At 35.5% G+C, this 21,229-nt stretch carries 18 protein-coding genes, 4 pseudogenes and 3 other annotated features (1 of these 25 running past the window's edge); of the genes and pseudogenes, 5 read left to right on the top strand and 17 right to left on the bottom strand.

The genetic code is table 11. The features are described from left to right. Nucleotides 1-58 precede the first annotated feature (58 nt). The 5 genes from ACQKNI_RS07675 to ACQKNI_RS07655 form a co-directional block, all read right to left on the bottom strand. Nucleotides 59-766: a YesL family protein gene (locus ACQKNI_RS07675; protein ID WP_240522839.1), complete on the bottom strand. Its 708-nt coding sequence runs from the start codon at nt 764-766 to the stop codon at nt 59-61. Between the two features lie 76 nt (nt 767-842). Continuing rightward, entirely contained in the window at nt 843-2,465 is a 1,623-nt protein-coding gene (locus ACQKNI_RS07670) for an extracellular solute-binding protein (RefSeq protein ID WP_088231237.1), read from the bottom strand. Nucleotides 2,466-2,483: 18 nt separating this feature from the next. Then, entirely contained in the window at nt 2,484-3,365 is an 882-nt protein-coding gene (locus ACQKNI_RS07665; protein ID WP_088231236.1) for a carbohydrate ABC transporter permease, read from the bottom strand. A 13-nt stretch (nt 3,366-3,378) separates the two neighbouring features. Beyond that, a complete protein-coding gene (locus tag ACQKNI_RS07660) occupies nt 3,379-4,362 on the bottom strand; it encodes an ABC transporter permease (protein WP_240522838.1) in 984 nt (327 codons plus the stop codon). Between the two features lie 30 nt (nt 4,363-4,392). After that, the gene (locus ACQKNI_RS07655) at nt 4,393-5,544 is read right to left on the bottom strand and encodes a Gfo/Idh/MocA family protein (protein ID WP_088231235.1); all 1,152 of its coding nucleotides are present in this window, start codon (nt 5,542-5,544) and stop codon (nt 4,393-4,395) included. Between the two features lie 775 nt (nt 5,545-6,319). On the opposite strand from ACQKNI_RS07655, the pseudogene ACQKNI_RS07650 reads away from it, so the two are divergent. Further along, a pseudogene (locus ACQKNI_RS07650) lies at nt 6,320-6,736 on the top strand (PucR family transcriptional regulator); the annotation flags it as partial. A 142-nt stretch (nt 6,737-6,878) separates the two neighbouring features. Here the strand turns inward: ACQKNI_RS07650 and ACQKNI_RS07645 are convergent. Next, a complete protein-coding gene (locus ACQKNI_RS07645; protein ID WP_088231234.1) occupies nt 6,879-7,595 on the bottom strand; it encodes a DUF554 domain-containing protein in 717 nt (238 codons plus the stop codon). A 213-nt stretch (nt 7,596-7,808) separates the two neighbouring features. On the opposite strand from ACQKNI_RS07645, the gene ACQKNI_RS07640 reads away from it, so the two are divergent. Both ACQKNI_RS07640 and ACQKNI_RS07635 read left to right on the top strand, forming a co-directional pair. Continuing rightward, nucleotides 7,809-8,912 carry a CapA family protein gene (locus tag ACQKNI_RS07640; RefSeq protein WP_427282299.1) on the top strand — a complete coding sequence of 368 codons (1,104 nt, stop codon included), beginning with the start codon at nt 7,809-7,811 and terminating at the stop codon, nt 8,910-8,912. Nucleotides 8,913-8,964: 52 nt separating this feature from the next. Further along, nucleotides 8,965-9,192, top strand: coding sequence for a hypothetical protein (locus tag ACQKNI_RS07635; RefSeq protein WP_088231232.1), 228 nt, complete (start codon nt 8,965-8,967; stop codon nt 9,190-9,192). Nucleotides 9,193-9,273: 81 nt separating this feature from the next. Here the strand turns inward: ACQKNI_RS07635 and ilvA are convergent, their stop codons facing one another. The 5 genes and pseudogenes from ilvA to ACQKNI_RS07610 form a co-directional block, all read right to left on the bottom strand. Next, nucleotides 9,274-10,536: a threonine ammonia-lyase IlvA gene (gene ilvA / locus ACQKNI_RS07630; protein WP_098883099.1), complete on the bottom strand. Its 1,263-nt coding sequence runs from the start codon at nt 10,534-10,536 to the stop codon at nt 9,274-9,276. A 31-nt stretch (nt 10,537-10,567) separates the two neighbouring features. Beyond that, on the bottom strand, nt 10,568-12,241 hold the full coding sequence (gene ilvD / locus ACQKNI_RS07625) for a dihydroxy-acid dehydratase (protein ID WP_088231230.1): 1,674 nt from the start codon (nt 12,239-12,241) through the stop codon (nt 10,568-10,570). Between the two features lie 46 nt (nt 12,242-12,287). Then, a pseudogene (locus ACQKNI_RS07620) lies at nt 12,288-12,641 on the bottom strand (ketol-acid reductoisomerase); the annotation flags it as partial. Continuing rightward, a pseudogene (locus ACQKNI_RS07615) lies at nt 12,632-13,318 on the bottom strand (thiamine pyrophosphate-binding protein); the annotation flags it as partial. The pseudogenes ACQKNI_RS07620 and ACQKNI_RS07615, both read right to left, overlap by 10 nt. Nucleotides 13,319-13,340: 22 nt before the next feature. Next, a pseudogene (locus tag ACQKNI_RS07610) lies at nt 13,341-13,445 on the bottom strand (branched-chain amino acid aminotransferase); the annotation flags it as partial. Nucleotides 13,446-13,594: 149 nt separating this feature from the next. Then, nucleotides 13,595-13,833: a binding site (T-box leader), on the bottom strand. Nucleotides 13,834-13,900: 67 nt separating this feature from the next. Next, nucleotides 13,901-14,146, bottom strand: a binding site (T-box leader). 193 nt (nt 14,147-14,339) lie between these two features. On the opposite strand from ACQKNI_RS07610, the gene msrA reads away from it, so the two are divergent. Further along, nucleotides 14,340-14,876 (top strand): peptide-methionine (S)-S-oxide reductase MsrA, encoded by a 537-nt coding sequence (gene msrA / locus ACQKNI_RS07605; RefSeq protein ID WP_098252679.1) that lies wholly within the window; start codon nt 14,340-14,342, stop codon nt 14,874-14,876. Nucleotides 14,877-15,042: 166 nt separating this feature from the next. Here msrA and ACQKNI_RS07600 read toward each other — a convergent pair whose 3' ends face one another. The 5 genes from ACQKNI_RS07600 to ACQKNI_RS07580 all read right to left on the bottom strand — a co-directional run bounded on the left by ACQKNI_RS07600 (nt 15,043) and on the right by ACQKNI_RS07580 (nt 18,384). Next, the gene (locus tag ACQKNI_RS07600) at nt 15,043-15,243 is read right to left on the bottom strand and encodes a hypothetical protein (RefSeq protein ID WP_098252678.1); all 201 of its coding nucleotides are present in this window, start codon (nt 15,241-15,243) and stop codon (nt 15,043-15,045) included. Nucleotides 15,244-15,471: 228 nt separating this feature from the next. Beyond that, the gene (locus ACQKNI_RS07595; RefSeq protein WP_088231228.1) at nt 15,472-16,368 is read right to left on the bottom strand and encodes an RCC1 domain-containing protein; all 897 of its coding nucleotides are present in this window, start codon (nt 16,366-16,368) and stop codon (nt 15,472-15,474) included. 143 nt (nt 16,369-16,511) lie between these two features. Next, a complete protein-coding gene (locus tag ACQKNI_RS07590; RefSeq protein ID WP_046959069.1) occupies nt 16,512-17,153 on the bottom strand; it encodes a FusB/FusC family EF-G-binding protein in 642 nt (213 codons plus the stop codon). Between the two features lie 109 nt (nt 17,154-17,262). Further along, complete coding sequence (locus tag ACQKNI_RS07585; RefSeq protein WP_088231227.1) at nt 17,263-17,949, bottom strand: DUF421 domain-containing protein; 687 nt, start codon at nt 17,947-17,949, stop codon at nt 17,263-17,265. Nucleotides 17,950-18,120: 171 nt separating this feature from the next. Next, nucleotides 18,121-18,384, bottom strand: coding sequence for a CD3324 family protein (locus tag ACQKNI_RS07580; protein WP_088231226.1), 264 nt, complete (start codon nt 18,382-18,384; stop codon nt 18,121-18,123). 334 nt (nt 18,385-18,718) lie between these two features. Between ACQKNI_RS07580 and ACQKNI_RS07575 the strand changes: the two genes are divergently transcribed. Next, a complete protein-coding gene (locus ACQKNI_RS07575; protein WP_088231225.1) occupies nt 18,719-19,423 on the top strand; it encodes a polysaccharide deacetylase family protein in 705 nt (234 codons plus the stop codon). A 39-nt stretch (nt 19,424-19,462) separates the two neighbouring features. On the opposite strand, the gene ACQKNI_RS07570 is transcribed toward ACQKNI_RS07575, so the two are convergent. Then, nucleotides 19,463-20,800, bottom strand: a complete 1,338-nt coding sequence (locus ACQKNI_RS07570) for a sodium-dependent transporter (protein WP_088231224.1) — start codon at nt 20,798-20,800, stop codon at nt 19,463-19,465. Nucleotides 20,801-21,102: 302 nt separating this feature from the next. Continuing rightward, nucleotides 21,103-21,229, bottom strand: a binding site (T-box leader) (it continues 97 nt past the right edge of the window).

The raw sequence follows: 21,229 nt of genomic DNA, 5'->3' as shown, positions 1-21,229 counted from the left end.
GATATCGCTAATAACGAAAAATGTACATATTGGTTTTTCTATATTTGTTAAAGTCTCTTTAAACTCCCTTGGTCTGGTTTTCAGATGGTAATGTTTTTTTATGAAAGAACGGATTCAAACCGGACAATTTAAAGTTAGAAGTCTCTCTCACTTTATTCTCCATCGTATGAAATATATTCATTGACACCCACATAGTAAAAAAGGCTACAACACTAACGCTAAAAAATGGAATTAAACCTGGAACCCACAAAAACAACCTAAATAAAATATAGTAACCGAAAGCTAATAGTATCGTATGGAACGGGAAGGATATTCCTAATAATAAGGACATTGTCAAGTATTGCTGCAGTTTAAATTCAAAATGAACAAAAACAGGGATAACATATAATAGTAGGATTAAAAAAAGTATACTAAGCGTGATAATAAAAATAAATAATAATTGATGCATGAGCCCGTTGGTAAATCGAATAACAGAAAAATTCAGATAGATCAGGAACCCAATGGAAAACAAAGCAAAGCCTATGGTGTTCGCTTTCCAAAACTCTTTTCGGAAAGTAATCCAATAAATTTCAACTAATGAACGGAGTTGTTCGTTTCCCATCCGCCATTTCCTTATGGCTGTAAATAACCCTACAGTTGCAGGCATCAGCCCCAGGATAATGCCCCCCATTAAAGTCAGGGCGATCCAAATGATTTGAAAAATGGCTATTTTCATGACAATTTCCGAAAAATTATAAAACTTCCATATTAGACCATTAGTTTCCATAAACACCATAACCCTCTTCCTAAGAAGGAAACACGTACGGAGAGCCAATATCATCCGTACGGTTCAATCAACTTTTTTATTTTTCCATTCTCTTATATGCTGCTTCATAAATTTCTAGATAACGTTTAACGCCCATTTTTTCTAACGTACTTTTATATTCATTCCATTTAGAGAAATCTGCTTTTCCTGTAATAAAGTTTGCTGTCATTTCTTTCAGATACGTATCCATGTCGGTTGAAATTGGTGTTAACTCACTCTGTTCTTCTACCGTAAAGTTAAACGCTGGCCAAACATCATCCAATTTAAGCGATAACGGTTCTGCTTGTTGAGCATTTGCAGTTGTAGCCTCTTTACTTTCTGCACCGTTAAAGTATTTTTGTTTAACAAAACCAGGGTAATAACCACCAGGCCATGTTAGGTATTTACTTACTGCTTGGTCTAGCGTTAATCCATCCGGATTCTTTTTGATTTCATCAACATAATCCAATTTACCCGTTGTTGGATCTTTGGTATAAGTTTTACCTTCGAAGCCCATAAAGAACATTTTTGATCCTTCATCACTATAGAAATGATCAATCCACCTTACCGTCGCTTCAGGGCTCTTATTCTGATTCGTAATAACAAACATCCCTATGTTTCCTAAAGGTGAACCAACTGCTGTATTTAATCGATCTCCATGAGGGCCTTTTAATACAGGCATTCCTACAAAGCCACTCAGATTTTCTGTCGTCCCAGGATCAACTCCGTTTATGACGCCAAAGGTATTCTTTGAAGCTTTCGCACTAAACTCTTCCGTCTTAAGAGTGAAGATTTCTTTATCAATTAAACCTTTAGTATAAAGCTTGTTTAAATATTGCAATAGCTCTTTATATCCATCAGTGGTCGGTACATAGCGCATTTTTTTTGTTTTCGGATCTAAGTCAACATTTTGATTCGCAGTTCCATGATTATTTAAGCCGAAAGATCCTTTTAGGGAGCTAATAAATTCATCGATTCCATATGCCCCGCCCCAAGGAATTTCGTCTGCTTTTCCATTACCATTTGGATCACCGTCTTTTATGGCTTGTAATACAGATTCAAATTCATCAAGAGTCGTTGGTTCTTTCAATCCTAATTTATCAAGCCATTCCTTTTTAATCCATGGTGTTCCATAAATGAGCCCCTTGAATTCAGGGTCATAAAAAGCTGGAAACCCATAAATTTTTCCATTAGGCATCGTAATCCCTTTTTTCACTAAAGGGTATTTTTCCATAATCTTTTTAAAATTCGGAGCATACTGATCAATTAGGTCATTTAGAGGAATAAATACACCCTGCTGACCAAATTTTATTAAATCCGTCTTTGGCACTGCAGCTGCGAATAGTAAATCTGGATACTCACCACTTGCAAGCATGAGATTTCGTTTTTCCTTCAAACTTTGTGTTTGGACAGCATCCCACTTAATATGAATATTGGTCATTTTTTCATATTCTTGCCAAAGCATTAAATTGTTCCAATCCTGTGATTGAAAAAACTTTCCCGCAAACCCTTCCAACTCAATCTTATCTTTTGCAATGGGCATTCCAGTTTGATTTAAATTAGATATTGTGGTTTCCTTTTTATTGTCGGCAGTGGTTTTCTCGTTGGAACATGCGCCTAATACGAGTGAACTCATTAGAACAAACGATAGAATACTAGCTTTTTTCTTTTTATTCTTCATTTCGCAATCCCCCTGATTTTATCCTTTAATAGATCCAACCAAAAATCCTTTAACAAAATACCTTTGTAAGAATGGATACAAACACAACATTGGTAAGTTCGCAAAAATTAAAACCGCATATTTCAGTCCTTCCACACTCATCTGCTGCTTTAAGAAGCTTTCACTCGTTGATTTAACCATATCACTCGTTTGACTTTGAATAAGAATCTCCCTTAAGATTAATTGAAGTGGAAAAAGTTCTTTATTTTGTAAATAAATTAATGCTGTAAAATAAGAATTCCAGTGTGCAACTGCATAGAATAAAATCATAACTGCAATAACAGGCATAGAAAGAGGCAAAACTATTTTCAGTAGAATTCTAATATTTCCTGCGCCATCAATCATGGCCGCTTCTTGAAGTTCAAGTGGAATGGTCGTTTGGAAAAACGTCCGCATAATAATAATATTAAAAACAGATACGGCATTAGGAATAACCATTACCCAAAAAGTATCAATCATTCCAAGATCTTTAATAAGCAAATAGCTAGGAATTAAACCGCCACTAAAAAACATCGTGAAAACAAATATTCCCATAATCACATTACGGCCAACAAAGTCTGCCCTAGAAAGTGGATACGCTGCCATAATCGTTAATACTACATTAATAGCAGTCCCTACCACTGTATATTTAACCGTATTGAGAAATCCGTTTATAATATCATGATTTGAAAATAATTTTTTGTACGCGTCGAAATTTAACCCCTTTGGCCAAAACCAAATTTCTCCATTTAACACATGGAGTGGATTGCTAAGCGACGCGCTTATGATAAAGATCAAAGGATAAACAACCAGTAATGCGATAATTGTTAAAAAGAAATAATTGAAAAAATCAAAAACTTTATCGGATGCTGTATTTTCCAATTTAGTTCACCACCTACCATAGACTTGTTTGATTAACTTTTTTAGCAAAGAAATTCACCATTACAAGCATAATGAAATTTATGATTGAGTTGAATAACCCTATTGCAGCAGAAAAGCTGTATTCAGCTTGTTCGATACCGCTGCGATAAACAAAGGTAGATATAACGTCTGATGTCGACATGTTTAGGGTATTTTGCATTAAGAAAACTTTTTCGAATCCAACTGACATAACAGATCCTGCATTTAGAATAAATAGAATAATAATCGTTGGCATAATCGTTGGGATATTAATATGCCATATTCTTTGCAATCTCGAAGCACCGTCAATCATTGCTGATTCATGTAAAGAATAGTCAACAGCAGTTAAAGCAGAAAGATAAATAATAGAACTCCACCCCATGGTTTGCCATACATCGGAAAACACGTATAATGTTTTAAACCAACTTGGTTCCGACATAAATGCGATTGGTTTTCCACCCACTAGAATAATAATTTGATTGATTAATCCATCCGGCTTTAAAAAAAGGATCAACATCCCGACTACTACTACTGTAGATAAAAAGTGAGGAGCATAAATAACGGTTTGTACAAATTTTTTAAACTTAGAATTTCTTACTTCATTTAGCATGAGGGCAATGATGATTGGAATCGGGAATGCTACTGCTAGTGTATAAACACCAATAATCAACGTATTTTTAATAAGTCTCCAAAAATAGTAACTATTAAAAAAACGCTCAAAGTGTTTCATCCCTACCCATGGACTATCCCATATCCCTAGCGTTGCAATAAAATCTTTAAAAGCAATTTGCACGCCATACATTGGGATATAATGAAACACAATAAAGTAAGCGATTACAGGAGAAATCAATAAATAAAGTTCCCAATTTTTACGGAACGACTTCTGTAAAATTGTCCACTTTGACGAGGACGCTTCTGATTTTTTTTCTAATATGTTAGCGTGTTGCATACGAGTCTCGCTTTGAATAATTTTTTCCAAATTCTCTCCCCCTTCTCATACAGAAGCTAATCACACATACTTGACAGTTGAACCTTGATTGATTTTAATAACCTTTCCACCCGAGCGAATGGACTCAGTCGCTGCACAGCCGACCGCGACACTCATTCTTCCCGCATATGGTGTGGTTAAAGGCTGCTTGTTGTTTAAAACTAGTTCGACAAAGTCTCTGCATATTTTTGGATCCGCACCACCGTGGCTGCCTTGTTCTTTTTTCATGTCATAGGTTATGTCGCTAAGTTCATTCCATGAGTTTGATTTTCTCGTTTTCACATATACTTTTTCATTTACATCATCATTCTCTACTCTGCCTTTTGTACCGATAAAGGTATAGTTTCTTGAATAATCTGGTGTAAAGTGGCATTGCAAGTAGGAAGCTTTAATTCCGCCTTCAAGTTCCATAATCAACATATTATTGTCCTCAACATCGATTTCTTCCCGGAAAGCGCATTGGGTTAATACGTTCATACTCGCTTCCGTACAAGTATCCTTTTCATCACAAGTAGGACAGGTTAATGTATTTGGTTTCTCTCCACCGTAAAAATCGAGCCCCCCAAAAGCCGAAACCTTTTTTGTATATTTTCCAGTAATCCAATGGATCACATCAAGGTCATGAGAACCCTTTTGCAATAAAAGTGAAGTCGTATTTTTAGCTGTTCCATGCCAGTCATGGTAATAATAGTATCCGCCTAATCCGACAAAATGCCTTACCCAAACGGCTTTAAGATCACCGATTACCCCTGAATCAATAATCTCTTTCATTGTTTGGTACATACTCATATAACGCATATTAAAACCAACCATTAAATGCTTTCCAGACTTTTCCGCTTGTTCGATAATCCGGTCACATCCTTCTACTGTGATCGCTAAGGGCTTTTCACAATAGACGTGCTTTCCAGCTTGAAGTGCCGCAATGGCATGCTCTTCATGTAAATAATCGGGAGACAAAATAGCAATAGCATCAATATCCGTGCGAGCGAGTAACTCTTTATAATCAGTGGTAATATCTGCATGTTTGTTAATTTTTTCTTGAAAGGTTTTCAATCTTTCCATCGAAACATCGGCTGCAGCAACGACAACTGAATTTCCACCTGGATTATGCCAATACTTTGCAATACCACTCCGAAGTCCTGCACCAATAATCCCAATTCTTACATTTTCCATTTGATACTTCCTCCTATCCCTTCTTCTTATCCCTGCTACTTTTGATTATTCCTCTTGGTGAACCACCTCCTTAAAGTCTTGTGGAAGTATTTCCTTATTATCATCCAAATGTTTCTACCTAGTTTTTAAAGATGACGTGTTTGCTTTTTCGCCACCATTAGAACATCCTGCTGCTAGAAATAACAATGCTGACAAAGAGAATATAAGCCACTTTTTCATCTCATTTTCACCGGTGCATTTATTACACACTAATGGTTAGTTGAACTAACTAACGATCGATTTGTATTTTAAACCTAGTATTCTCCCTTATAAATAAAACGTTTACAAATAAGTGTTTTTATTTGTAAGAAACATTTTTTGTTCTTTCTATCACGCAGCTATAATGATGTCACTACCAGTTGAACTAACAAACTATGACTACTATATTGATTATGTATATGACAGATTCAATCATGATATAATGTTGTCATTACCAGTTGTTATGAAGTATACCATCACAACTTTTCCTTCCGCAATATATTTTTCTGAATTTTTTAAAACTTTTTATTTATCAACAAACTTATTCTATATTTTTATTTTGTAATGCAAACTATGAATTGAATTGCCTACAAAAGAAAAATTTTTTTTATAAAATATATTCTTTCTATTAAAATCGGATTGATGAAAATTAAACATTAATACAAGATAAAGAAATCCTCCCCTCAAGTTTTTAATTTACCTTGTCCTAACGAATAGCGAAAAATGAAGCCTAATTCATATAAAAGGGAGTGTTCCTATGATTCAAAAATTAAAAATGTATTATAGGAAAGATATAAAAATTAATGAGGCCATGTTGTCTGAGGATTATAACTGGTTTTTAGTTGCGGGAAACAAAGTAGGTATCCACAAAGCTCGCTTACATAAACGGGAATGTCAATTACTTTTATCTATCTTAACACCCTTTTATACCGATACGTTTTATGAAACAGAAAAAGAAAAGTTATAGTATGAAGCGTTATATCAAAATAAGGATATCCTTATTGCATCTTTTCGTTTTTTTACACTTTTTGACAACGAATCTATAATAGAACATGAAGAATTTCAAGAAGCTTTACAATCTATGTTTTCTTTCACCACTACAACAGTATGGGCGACTTCACAAAATGGTGTCCTCATCTTAGAAGAAAACATACCAGAACATATATTCCAAACTCTTCCTCGATACATTCAACTTTAGTTGTAAATAGAAGAAGAGGCTGAATGTAATATCATTCAGCCTCTTCTTCTGCAATCTTCAATATGTTATGAACACGTTTTGTAAATTGGAATTCCTCCATATGTATCTCCATCCCCTACTACTTTACTATTAAACCGTAACCATAAATAAGTGAAACGATTATTCCAACTACCAATATACCTGGCAGTAAATTTGCCACCTTAATTTTAATAACACCAAGTAGGTTCAATCCAATAGCGGCTATCATAATACCGCCCGTAGCTGTCATTTCCACTATAAATTGATTCATCAATTCTTTCGGAACAAAACTGTTAATTTGTGTTGCAAAAACTGCGATACCTCCTTCATATAAAATAACGGGAATTGCTGAAAATACTACGCCAATCCCTAAAGTTGTCGTTAATATAATAGAAATGAATCCATCGATAATCGCCTTTGTAAATAAAATGTCATGATTCCCGCGAATCCCGCTATCCAATGCTCCAAGTATCCCCATCGCGCCAATTGCAAAAATTAAAGTAGCTGTTACAAAACCTTCTGATATGCTTCCTTTCCCTTTCGATCCCACTTTATTTTCTAGCCAATCCCCTAAAACTTTTAACTTCCCTTCTAATTGCAGCCATTCCCCGATTACCGTACCAAGAACTAAACTTAGTATCACAACAAGAAAATTTTCACTTTTTAATGCCATTTGAAGTCCAAGCACAGTAACCGCTAAACCGATTGCGTGCATAATTGTCCCTTTCATACTTTCTGGAATCCTACTAAATAATTTACCAAGTAAAGTACCAAATATAATACAAATCCCATTAACAACTGCCCCTAATATAACCATTTCTCATTCTTCACCTTTCGAATTCTTTATTTCTATATTTTGGTTTACACATTGATTTACAGGTTATCTATATGTTAACTTAATATTGAGAATATTAACAAATAATTTCCACTGCTATAACCCGCTATTTTTTGTAACTATACATAGACCAGTTACCTTTAGTAGATTCATTGTTAATCTAATTGCGGGATAAACTCAAAAGGGAAGGTATTTATGAAAACTTTACTAAAACGATTTTTGTTAATAGCCTTTTGCATTACACCAATTGTGTTATTAATCAATTACTCTTTTATTTCAAAAGCGAAGGACAAACCCGATATACAAAACACATCGAGTAAAACAGCTTCAAAAAGCGAAAAGAAAGTAGAAGATCCCGAGATTACACTCACCTTCTCTGGTGATACAATGTTCGATTGGCAATTGCGTCCTATTATCGAAAAAAACGGTGCTGATTATCCATTCCAACATGTAAAAGAAGAAATAAAAAAAGCTGATATTTCTTTTGTGAATTTAGAATCAGCATTTACAACGAAAGAAAAGAAAGCACCTGGGCAACTATTTTGGATTAAAAGTGACCCATCTACACTACAAGCTATTAAAAACACTGGATATGATATCGTAAATATTGGAAATAACCATACACTTGATTATGGACAAGAGGGATTATTAGATACGATCTCTCATGTAGAAGAATTAAAGCTCCCTTACATTGGAGCCGGAAAGAACGCAAAAGATGCATATACTGCACGAGAAATGACTGTAAAAGGAAAAAAGTTTAAATTTCTTTCCTTCGTTCGATTTATGCCTGGTTTTACTTGGGTAGCTGGTGACAATAAACCTGGTGTTGCGAACGGATATGATCTAGATTTAGTAACAAAAACAATTAAAGAGCAAAAACAAGATGCAGACTATTTAATTGTCTATATGCATTGGGGCGTTGAAAAATCGAATCGCCCGGTAGAATACCAAAAACAATATGTACCTAAAATAGTTGAAGCAGGAGCCGACGCGATCGTCGGAAGTCATCCACATTGGTTACAAGGGTTTGAATATTATAATAATGTTCCTGTCGCTTACTCATTAGGAAACTTTTTATTCCCAAGTTATGTGAACGGAAAAAGCGCCGAAACTGGCGTATTAACTTTAACTTTTAAAGGAAAAGATGTCCAAATGTCATTCAATCCTTATATCATCCGTAACAACCAAGTTTCCCCTGTAAATGAGGAAGAAAAGAAACAAGCTCTACAATATTTACAAACAGTTTCAACTGATGTAGAAATTGATGATACAGGGAAAATAATAAACAAACGTAACTAAACAGCAGAAAACCCTTTTCTCTGTAACATATATTACAGAATAGGTGATGAACATGCTGAAAGACTTATTAGAAAATGTAAGTTTGTTAGAGAACATTTATAAAATGTCCATAGCGATTCTACTTTTATGCTCCTTTTTTTCTGTTAGACTTCTAAAAAAAATAAAGCGAGAAAGAAAACTTTCTACCTTTGAATTCACTATGTACGTAATTATTCGTATTGCAATATTTTTTTGGTTAGCTAGCTTTATTCTTCTTGAATTTAATGAGTATCTAGTTTAACTATAAAAAAGATAGAACAAGCATTATATTTCCCTTGCTTGTATCTATCTTTTTTATTTGGATGCTAACTCTTTCCTTCTATTAAATAAGCAAATCAAACAAAACAGGGTTTTTATTAAGCTCCATAAATTGAATATTATTTTCTTTAAAACGAGTAATTAATTGCTCATAATCCTCTTTATGTTTTAATTCTACACCGACTAACGCTGGCCCATTTTCCTTATTATGTTTCTTAATGTACTCAAAGCGCGTAATATCATCTTCTGGCCCTAACCCTTTATCAAGAAACTCTCTTAGTGCTCCAGAACGCTGCGGGAATTCAATGATGAAGTAATGCTGTAATCCTTCATAAATGAGCGAACGTTCTTTCATTTCTTGCATTCTATCAATATCATTATTTCCACCACTTAATATACACACAACTGTTTTTCCTTTTATTTCCTCCCTGTATAGATCAAGTGCTGCAATAGAAAGCGCACCAGCAGGCTCTGCTACAATCGCATTTTTCTTATATAGTTCTAAAATCATCGTACAAACTTTTCCCTCTGGTACTAAAACAATATCATCAATTACATCTTTACAAGTTTCAAATGTTAACTTCCCTACTTTTTTTACAGCTGCCCCATCAACAAAACTATCTATTTTATCTAATGCGACATTTTCATTTTGGAGAAAAGCCTCTTTCATAGATGCAGCTCCCATCGGTTCTACACCAATGACCTTTGTAGTAGGACTAACACCTTTTACATATGTACCAACGCCTGATGCTAACCCACCACCACCGATTGCTGTAAAGATAAAGTCAACCGATTTCTCCATATCATGCATAACTTCAACTGCAACTGTCCCTTGACCAGCAACGACATACGGATCATCAAATGGATGAACAAATGTCATTCTATTTTCTTCACAATAACGCTGTGCTTCTTGGAAAGCACTATCAAATGTATCACCAACTAATACAATCTCTGCGAAATCACCACCGAAAAATTGTACTTGTGATACTTTTTGCTTAGGTGTTGTTGTAGGCATGAAAATTTTCGACGGAATCTTCAATAAGTTACACGTGTAAGCTACCCCTTGTGCGTGATTACCGGCGCTTGCGCAAACAACACCGTTTTGCAACTTTTCTTTCGGTAAGCTTTGAATCAAATTGTACGCACCACGAATTTTGAAAGAGCGAATCAATTGTAAGTCTTCTCGTTTCACATAAACGTCACAATCATATTTCTCAGATAAAACTGTATCACGTTGTAACGGTGTTTTAATCACGATATCTTTCATGCAATTATGAGCCATTAAGATATCTTCAATTTTCACTCTCTCCTTTACCTTGTGCACCATTTTATATCATCCTTATCTTTTTTAAATTGGCTCAATCAAAATTCGGGATTTTCAGAACAGCCCCTGTATTCGCCGATGTTACCATTTGCGCATAACGCCCAAGCCATCCAGTTTTCACTTTTGGTTCTGGTCGTTTCCATTCTTTTTTACGCTTTTCTAATTCCTCATCACTCACTCTTACTTCTAGCAAGCGTTCCTCAACATCAATACATACAATATCCCCTTGTTCAAGAAGTGCAATCGTTCCACCAGCTGCTGCTTCTGGTGAAATATGCCCGACCGAAATACCACGTGAAGCACCAGAGAAACGCCCATCCGTTAATAGCGCAACATCAGCGCCTAATCCCATTCCAGCAATTGCTGATGTTGGTGCTAACATTTCTGGCATACCAGGGCCGCCTCTTGGTCCTTCATAACGAATAACAACAACATCCCCTTTCTTAACCTTCCCAAGCATAATGCCCGCAAGCGCCTCATCTTGTGAATTAAAAATAACGCAAGGTCCTTCAAATCGTTTTACTTCAGTTGCTCCACTTTTAATAACTGCCCCATCTTTCGCAAGGTTTCCTTTTAATATACGTAAGCCTCCCTCTTCACTATGAGGGTTTTCGAGAGAATGAATAACTTCCTTATCTTGAATCTCAGCGTGAGCAATGTTTTCTCTTAACGTCTGTCCAGTAGCAGTGATACGATCTAAATGAAGTACCCCTTCTTTTCGGCTTAATTCTTTCAAAATTGCACTAATCCCGCCTGCTCGATCGATATCTTCCATATGCCAGTTAGAAGCCGGACTTACTTTACACAAATGCGGTACACGTCTTGAAACAGCATCAATACGACTCATATCATAATCTAGCCCTGCCTCTTGTGCGAGTGCTAGCGTGTGTAATACTGTATTCGTAGATCCTCCCATCGCCATATCAAGTGCAAATGCATCATCAATTGCCTCTTCTGTCACAATATCTCTTGGCTTAATATCTCTTTCAACTAATATTTTCAATTTCTCTGCCGCTTGTTTAATTAACTCTTCACGCCTTGGATCAATTGCTAAAATACTCCCGTTACCTGGAAGAGCTAAACCTAACACTTCACATAAACAATTCATAGAATTCGCTGTGAACATACCCGAACAAGAGCCACAAGATGGACAGCCATGATCTTCAATATCCTTCAATTCTTCTTCTGAAATTTTCCCAGATTGATAGGCTCCTACCCCTTCAAAAACAGAACTTAGATCAACTACTTCTCCTTTAGAAGTCTTACCTGCTGCCATCGGTCCACCTGAAACAAACACAGTTGGAATGTTAATACGAAGGGCAGCCATCATCATACCAGGTGTAATTTTGTCACAGTTTGGGATACAAATCATGCCGTCAAACCAATGTGCATTTACAACCGTTTCTACTGAGTCTGCAATAATTTCACGACTCGGAAGCGAATACCGCATACCGATATGTCCCATCGCAATACCATCATCTACTCCAATTGTATTAAATTCGAATGGAACCATACCTGCCGCACGTACTGCTTCTTTTACAAGCTTTCCAAACTCATTCAAGTGCTTATGCCCTGGAATAATTTCAATAAAAGAATTACAAATCGCTATGAACGGTTTATCAAAGTCTTCATCTTTTAAACCAGTTGCTTTTAATAAACTACGATGCGGAGCTTTATCAAAACCTTTTTTAATCATGTCACTTCTCATCTTGTCAAATCCCCTTTTACATATTTTTCACTTATAATATCTCAATCTATTTCTTTACTAACGTTTTCTTTTCTGGCTCCTTAATCCAGCTCATCATTTCACGAAGCTCTGCTCCTACTTTTTCTAACTGATGATTTTGCTCTGCTTTTTTCATCGCATTATACGTTGGGCGCCCAGCTTGATTTTCTAAAATCCATTTCTTCGCGAATTCACCTTGCTGAATTTCTGTAAGTACTCGTTGCATCTCTTTCTTCGTTTCATCTGTAACAATTCTCGATCCTGTTACATAATCTCCAAACTCAGCCGTATCTGAAATAGAATGGCGCATGTTCGTTAATCCACCTTCGTACATTAAATCAACAATTAACTTTAATTCATGTAAACATTCAAAGTATGAATGATGCCTCCTCCAATATAAAGAAGCGGGCGTTTTGCTTGTGAAATTGCTTTAGCCACCTCTTTAAGCTTCATAGTGTCTGGCATAGACTCCAGTTTGTATCCTGGAATCTCAATTACTTCATTATAAAAACTTGTTACCTTTTCATTTTGAATATCTTTTGGAATATCAATTAATACTGGTCCTGGTCGCCCGCTTTCGGCAATGTAAAAAGCTTCTTGTACAACGCGTGATAAATGATTCACATCACGAACTTGGTAATTATGTTTCGTAACAGGTACTGTAATCCCGATAACATCCACTTCTTGAAATCCATCTTTACCAATTAAAGTCTTTGCAACTTGCCCTGTAATGACGACTAAAGGAATCGAATCCATATAAGCATCTGCTAAGCCCGTAACTAAATTTGTCGCCCCTGGGCCAGAGGTAGCAAAGACTACCCCGACCTTTCCCGAAGCTCTCGCATATCCTTCAGCTGCATGAATGGCAGCTTGTTCATGACGAGTTAATACATGCTTCAATCCACTTTCATATAACGCATCGTATACTGGCAAAATCGCTCCGCCCGGATAACCGAAAACGGTCGTTACACCTAATTTTTTCAAGCATTGAATAACGTGCCCGGCTCCTGTCACTTCTTCGCACTGTAACTCCTCACATGCTGTATGCTGTGCCTTCATTTCGATTAACTCCTCTCCCTTTCTACATTAAGCTTTCCGCCAGTCCAGGAACACGTACTCCTCTTTCTCTCGTTAACTTTTTAAATTCTTCAGTTAATTGTTTCGTGACATCTCCTGGTTTCCCATCTCACATCGCTCCTCTTTTTTTCTATACTTTTGCAATCTATTTCTACATCGATTGCTGAGATGAGTATTTTCGACAGAATATTCAGTATATAAATTTTAAAAATATACTCGTCTCAACAATCGATTACTTACATACTTGTAGCAATCCATTGCTGAGACAAGGGAATCGTGGTACCACTCAGCTTCCTTACACTTCTCACGAAATATAAGCTCTGCAAGTCTAATGAGACTTTTGTTTTTCTATCGGGAACAACTCCGCTACTTTTTACTAGTTTCAAAAGCAGTGCTCCGAGGTGATCTTCAATGATTAAATTGTTACCACCCTCACAGCTTCCAGGCAGCTCTCTGAAACAATACCTATCATTTACTCTCCTCTTCTACGCATTCTCTTATTCTATTGTTTAAAATAAAAACTCTCGCCTCAGCAATCAACTACTACAATTTAGTAGCTTTGATTGCTGAGGCGAGAGTTTCGCGTTACCACTCAGCTTCCTTATATTTCTCACGAAATATAAGCTCTGTAGGTCCAACTAGACCCCCGTCCTTTTAGCGGAGACGATGCCGTCGCCCTCTACTCAGTTTCCCTTTCGCAAGCGATGCTCCGAGGTGATCTTCAATGATTCGATTGTTACTACTCTCACAGCCTAGGAGCAGCTCTCTGAAACGATCATAACCATCTACTTTCCTCTTCTTTGCATATGCAAACTATAAAGTTAGAAAATTCTTAATTAACTTTTATTTGTTAAACGTATTATAGGACGTTGTTCTTTTCATTGTCAACATGTTTTCAAAATTTATTTTTAATAATACATATATTTTCGAATCTTTTTTATTGCGCAATAAAACTTTTTGTATAATACTATATAAAACATATATATTTAGGAGGATTACAGCAATGTCCGAAAAAACATACGAACTCGCAACCTTCGCAGGCGGTTGCTTTTGGTGCATGGTAAAGCCATTTGATGAACTTCCTGGTATTCATAAAGTGCTTTCCGGCTATGCAGGTGGTCATGTAGAAAACCCAACATATGAACAAGTAAAAGCTGGTACATCTGGTCATTTAGAAGTTGTACAAATTACATTCGATCCTTCTATTTTTCCATATGAAAAATTACTAGATTTATATTGGCCACAAATCGATCCAACTGATGATGGCGGACAATTTTTTGACCGTGGTCCATCTTATCGTACCGCTATTTTTTATCATAATGAAACGCAAAAAGAACTTGCTGAAAAATCAAAACAAGCTCTTGTAGAAAGCAGTATGTTTAAAGAACCAATCGTAACTGAAATTCGCCCGGCTGCACCTTTTTATGAGGCTGAAGAATACCATCAACATTTTTATAAAAAGAATCCAGAGAAATATGCTACTGAGCAAAAGGAATCTGGACGTGAAGACTTTATTAAAGAAAATTGGCAAAAAAAATAATACAAACGCATCGTGCTTTCTTTTAAAGTGCGATGCGTTTTTATCTTTGAAACAGGTACCATACGATTACAAAACCAATCGCTGTTAATGTCCAAAGTATTATCTCGTTTTTAACTCTATTCTTTTTATTAGTCATTTTATCTCTCCTTATAACAAGTAAACATATTCAAGATTTTTTTTGTTTAATTGTCCACCAGATGAAAGTAAATACATCCTTACATATTCTTGTAATAAGAGCACCTATTATTCCGATTGCAATTGAAATTACTAACATCTGTCCAAAACTAAAAGAATTTGTATATGTTATGTAGAGAACGACCCACACAAGCAAAGCATCTGGTAAATAAAGTGCAAACTTTTTAAACATTTATTCACCTCTTTTTATACCTTCTTTGTAAAATATGTTTTCTACTGTAGATTTGAAATAAAGAATAAGAATCCATTTTGAAAAAGGATTCTTATTCAGCAAATGTAAGGTTGATTATTTTCCACATACCTTATTCCATAATTACTCCTGAAGTAGAAATATATTACTGGATCCGTATTGTAATTTCACTGTTTTTATTCCTCATCAACAAATATTTACAATTAGTAACTAATTACCCGGCAGCCGTATACCTCGCCAGCTACCTACATCACATTGACCAAATTCATTATTACCTACCGCGACCACCGTGCCGTCTGATTTAAGTCCGACAGTATGCGCACAACCAGCCGCTATCGCTACAACATCGCGCCAATCGCTTACATTACATTGACCATACTCATTCCAGCCCACTGCCACCACTGTACCGTCTGATTTAAGTCCGATTGTATGATTCGTACCAGCTGCTATTGCTACAACACCTCTCCAGCCACTTACGTCGCACTGATTATGCTTATTATTACCCACTGCCATCACCGTACCGTCTCGTTTCAGACCAGCAGTATGAAGATACCCTGCCCCGACCGCCACAATACCACACCAGCCATTTACATTGCATTGGCCATATCGATTATTACCAACTGCCGTCACCGTACCGTCCAATTTAAGACCGACAGTATGCCAGTCACCCGCCGTGACCGCCACAATATCACGCCAGCTACTTATATTACATTCTCCTTCTTTATTTCGGCCCACCGCTATTACCGTGCCATCCAAATTAAGGCCAATAGTACGGCGCCAACCCGCTGCAACCGCTACAATATTATGCCAGTCGTTTACTTCACATTGGTCATGCTTATTCCACCCCACTGCTGTCACAGTATTATCACTTTTAAGAGCGATTGTATGAGCATTACCCGTATTCGTCGCCATATGAACATTACCCGCTGCGACTGCTTCAATATCACACCAGCCACTTACATTACATTCCCCCTCTTTATTTCGCCCCACTGCTACCACCGTGCCATCCGATTTAAGTGCAACTGTATGACCACGACCTGCTGCTATCGTATCTTTAGGCCACCGTTTCACTTTTAACACCTCCTCTTTCGGTGAAATGTAATTCATGTTTTTCCTCCTTCAAAATAAGCAAATATATCAAAACATACCTTCTTATCAAACTTTCTTTTTAATCTACATCTTTAAAAGAAACCTATTACTACTTCTTCCAAAAATAAAAACCTCCAGTTTATAAACTAGAGGTATTCTATTCATTTCTTCAATCTCTCAATAAAATCGTTCAATTTATCAAGCGATTTCATATTCTGATTACACGCTACACCATCTTTGCAAATATAGTTTCCCTTTTTAACAAAGGTTCCAGGTACATCACCTTTAATTTCAACTAAAAACATTCCCACTTCTTCATGCCCATGACATAATGAACAAATACTTTTTTTATTTAAACTTTGGAACGTTCCTTGCAGACCAACAAACTTATTTTTATCATTTTTCGCTATAATAAATTTCCTGCTTGATCCCTTATCAATCCAACTTAAATAAGATAATTCTTTCATATTCAGTTCTTCCATATCAGGAAGCTTTAATTTTTTCGCCTTAGGAAATAATTTTTTTAACGTTTGTGCTGTAACTTCCTGAAACGGAATTACATACGGATTTATTTTCAGTAAAAACGATTCTGCATCTTCTCTATTTTGAACTGTTAATACTGTATCAATTAACTCTTTCTGTTCATCCGTTAAATTCTCAAATACATGTATTATCTTTTCAATTGCAAGTGATTTTAACGCTTGAATTACACCTCTATCATTTGCCGTTGCATGCCCATTTGCTAAAATATAAGCTTGTGATTTTATAAAATTGTATTGATCACTTCTAATAAAAGCTTCCATCTTTATCACTCCATACAAATTGTTAATCTAGTTTTATTGTATACAAAGATTCAGCTTTTTGATATGTAAAAGATAACTTAGAAACGAATATTACATACTTCGATATGTTCTACCGCTTTATTTCCTGACAAAAGAAACCATCGTCTGTTTTCCATTCTGCATATAATACATCTTCAAATTTAGTAATCCCTTTTTGCTTTATTTGTTTATACAGCCATCCTTCATCAAAGCCAGCTTCTCTCAAATTATCTTTCACTACTTTTCCGTCACTAATTAATGAAATCGGTAAGTATACAGGCTTATGTTTTAAACTTAAATCATTTATAGTGGGAGATTCGTATTTACTTTTTTTCAGAACACTTATGTTTCCATTAGGTTCCAAAACCATATATTCAACTTCTCGGATTGAAAATATGTCTTTTTGTTGTCTTAGCATTTGTTGTAGTTGATTAATATCCAAATGATTTGAACTTAGTTGTTCCCGATCAATATATCCATTACGGATAATAATTGAAGGTGAGCCTTCAAAAAAACTTCTCGTCCCTCTAAATTTTTGTGTTATCACTTCTATTGAATAGATTAACACTACCCATACAAGTACGGCATATAAAATAGACCATATTTTTATTTTCGGATCATATATAGTATTTCCGACTAATTCTCCGAGAACAATAGCAGAAATAAAATCAAATGGCGTTAACTGCGATATTTGTGTTTTCCCTAATATTTTAGTAGCAATCAATAGAATAAAAAAACCAAAAAACAGTTCTATCGTTATTTGTCCAAGATGATTCATAGTTGCTCACCTTTCTGTAATATGAAATATAACGTTTTAATGCCCATTCATACTTCTATACGATTCATTTTTGCTATTATCATGCCCATTCCTCCCTCATATATCCAATACGTACAAAACAAAAAGAGCCTGATTCAAAATAATATATGAACCAAACTCTTTTACTTTTATTTATTTAGAATACACAATCTTTTTAATCGTTTCTCCAGAAAGAAAATATTCTTCTGCAAGTTGCTGAATGGCAGTTCCACTTTTAAAAGCATCTTTTATTGCTTTATTTCTTTCATCCAGATGTTTTCTACCACCAGATCGCGTACCCCATTTATAATGTTGCGTTTCTTGTTTTGGAATGTAAATTGTTTCACCTTGTATATACTTTTGAATTTCAGCAATTAAACTCTCTGGTAAAACGGCCTTAGCTTTTACGTATTTCATTTCTGCTCGCCCCTTATTTTTTATGGTTCATTTCAATAAGGTGCAAAGCCAAATATAAAAAATGATACGAACTCATTTTGGCGATTAATCGTATATTACTTGTCTACCTCACGCAAAGTATCGCCATTTCCATATTTGGCTTTGCATGAGACGTTGCAGTGTCTGGCAATTGAATTGTAATCGCCATATAAACACCTCCTAATATACCTTTTGATTTCATTTTATTATATGATAAATTCCCACCACTTGCATCTTCATACTTTTTGAAGCAACAAGTTATGCAGTTTGATATAATACTTTTTAGTTCAATCAAAAAGTATAGTGAGGTTGCATTATGAAGAAGAAATTAATCATTACAATAGTTACACTATTCATTATTACTATAGCATTATTCGGAACATACAAATTAATGAACGCAAGAAGCTTTCAATTATTTGGTGAGCTGACAAATCGCATTGAAACGAACGAAAAGATAGTGGCCTTAACTTTTGATGATGGCCCTACAAAAAATATTGAACAAATATTACCGCTTTTAGATAAGTACAATGCGAAAGCTACTTTCTTTGTTATCGGAAACGAATTAGAAAATAATTTATCATTAGGTAAAGCGATTGTTCAATCTGGACATCAACTTGGAAATCATACATATTCTCATAATAGAATGGTTTTCAAAACACCTTCTTTTATTAAAGAAGAAATAGAAAAAACGAATTCATTAATCCGTCAAACAGGATTTACAGACGAAATTGATTTTAGGCCACCTAACGGTAAGAAGCTAATAGGGCTACCATACTATTTAAATCAAAATAATATCGAAACGATTACATGGGACCTTGAACCTGATACTTTTTATAAATCCGCCACTGATAAAATTGAATACGTCAATAAGAATATAAAACCTGGTTCTATTATTTTATTGCACTCTATGTATGATGAATCTAATGAAAATTTACAGACCATTGAAGGTATCTTAGACTCTTTATCTAAAAAGGGTTATCAATTCGTAACAGTAAACGAATTGCAAAAAAGAGCAAAATAAAAAGGTAGCGTATCATATCACGATACGCTACCTTTCTTATTAAATAATTCCAAGTACATTTAAGAACACGATAATAATGGCAATTGGTGCGATAAAGCGAAGTAAGAATAACCATAAAACGAATAGTTTATAGCCTTTATTTTTACTTACACCAAGTTCTTTCATTAATACATCTTTCTTCATTTTTAAAGGAACAAAGATGGAAACTAATAGAACACCAAGTGGCATTAGTATGTTACTAACCGTATAATCTGCTAAATCAAAAATTGTTTTTCCAAATGGTTTCACATCGCTTAACAAACCGAATGATAATGCTGATGGTACTCCAACAACGAAGATTAATAACCCTACAATTAAGGCCATTTTTTCGCGATTCCCTTTTCCTTTTGATGTTAATGACGCAACACTAATTTCTAGCATAGAAATAGCTGATGTAATCGTTGCGAAGAAGAATAGCAATAAGAAAATAACGAAGAACACTTTTCCGAACGCCATTTTACTGAAAATAGCAGGTAATACGATAAATAGTAGTCCTGGTCCTTGAGATGGCTCTAATCCAAATGCAAATACAACTGGGAAGATCGCAAGTCCTGCAAGTAATGTAATAACAAGCGTTAAAGCTACGATAGAAAATGCCGAACGTGGCAAACTTTCTTCCTTCGGTAAGTATGAACTATACGTTACCATTACTGCTACACCAACTGATAATGAGAAGAACGATTGACCCATCGCATATAAAATAACTTCTGATGTTACATGTGAGAAATCAGGTTGTAAGAAGAAACGAACCCCTTCTCCAGCACCATCTAACGTAAGTGCACGAACAATTAAAACAAAGAATAAAACGAATAATGCCGGCATGAAATATTTATTTACTTTTTCAACACCATTTTGTACACCTTTACTTACGATGAAAATAGTAATAAGAATGAATAATAACTGTGCCCCCACTGCTAAATACGGATTGGAAATGATTTCACCAAACGTAGCTTCGTATGATCCATTTCCTTCCCATAGTCTACCTGTAATTGCATTCCATAAATATAATAAAATCCAACCTCCTACAACACTGTAGAAAGAAAGTAGTATGAAACATGTTACAATCCCTAATTTACCTAGCCATGGCCATAATGTTTTTGGTGCGATTGCTCTATACGCATCGACAGCCTCTTTTTGTGTACTTCTACCAATAACAAATTCAGCTAATAATAGCGGTAATCCAATTAATAATGTGAAACCGATGAAAATAAGAAAGAACGCTCCGCCCCCTCCAATACCAGCCATATACGGGAACTTCCAAATCGCCCCTAGTCCAATTGCAGAACCTGCTGCAGCTAATACGAAACCTAACTTCGATGTCCATTGCTGTGAATTCATCTTTTTATCTCCTCTCTGTTTCTATTTCTTTTTTCGCTATAATCTGTCTATGCTTATATTGTTCTGCTACCACTCCGATCTAATACAACCACTTCCCTTCAACTAAAAAACGCCCCTACGTAAATACGTAGGGACGACAAAAATATCGCGGTACCACCCTAGTTGTGAAAATCACTAAGAAACCACCGAAATAAAAAACGCCCCTACGCAAATACGTAGGGACGATAAAATATCGCGGTACCACCCTAGTTATGAAGCCACAACAAAGTAAGACCTAAATAAAAAACGTCCCTACGTAAATACGTAGGGACGATATATATCGCGGTACCACCCTAGTTGTGAACAAAATCTTCACCACTTTATTTGATAACGGTATACACTACCGTCTTTCATTTCCTCACAACGCGAGATTTATGAAAGATGCTCCAG

This window comes from Bacillus sp. NPDC094064, assembly GCF_050279585.1.
Lineage (GTDB): Bacteria > Bacillota > Bacilli > Bacillales > Bacillaceae_G > Bacillus_A.
The sequence above is the reverse complement of the archived record's forward strand: the minus strand, read 5'-3'. Positions and strand labels throughout refer to the sequence as shown.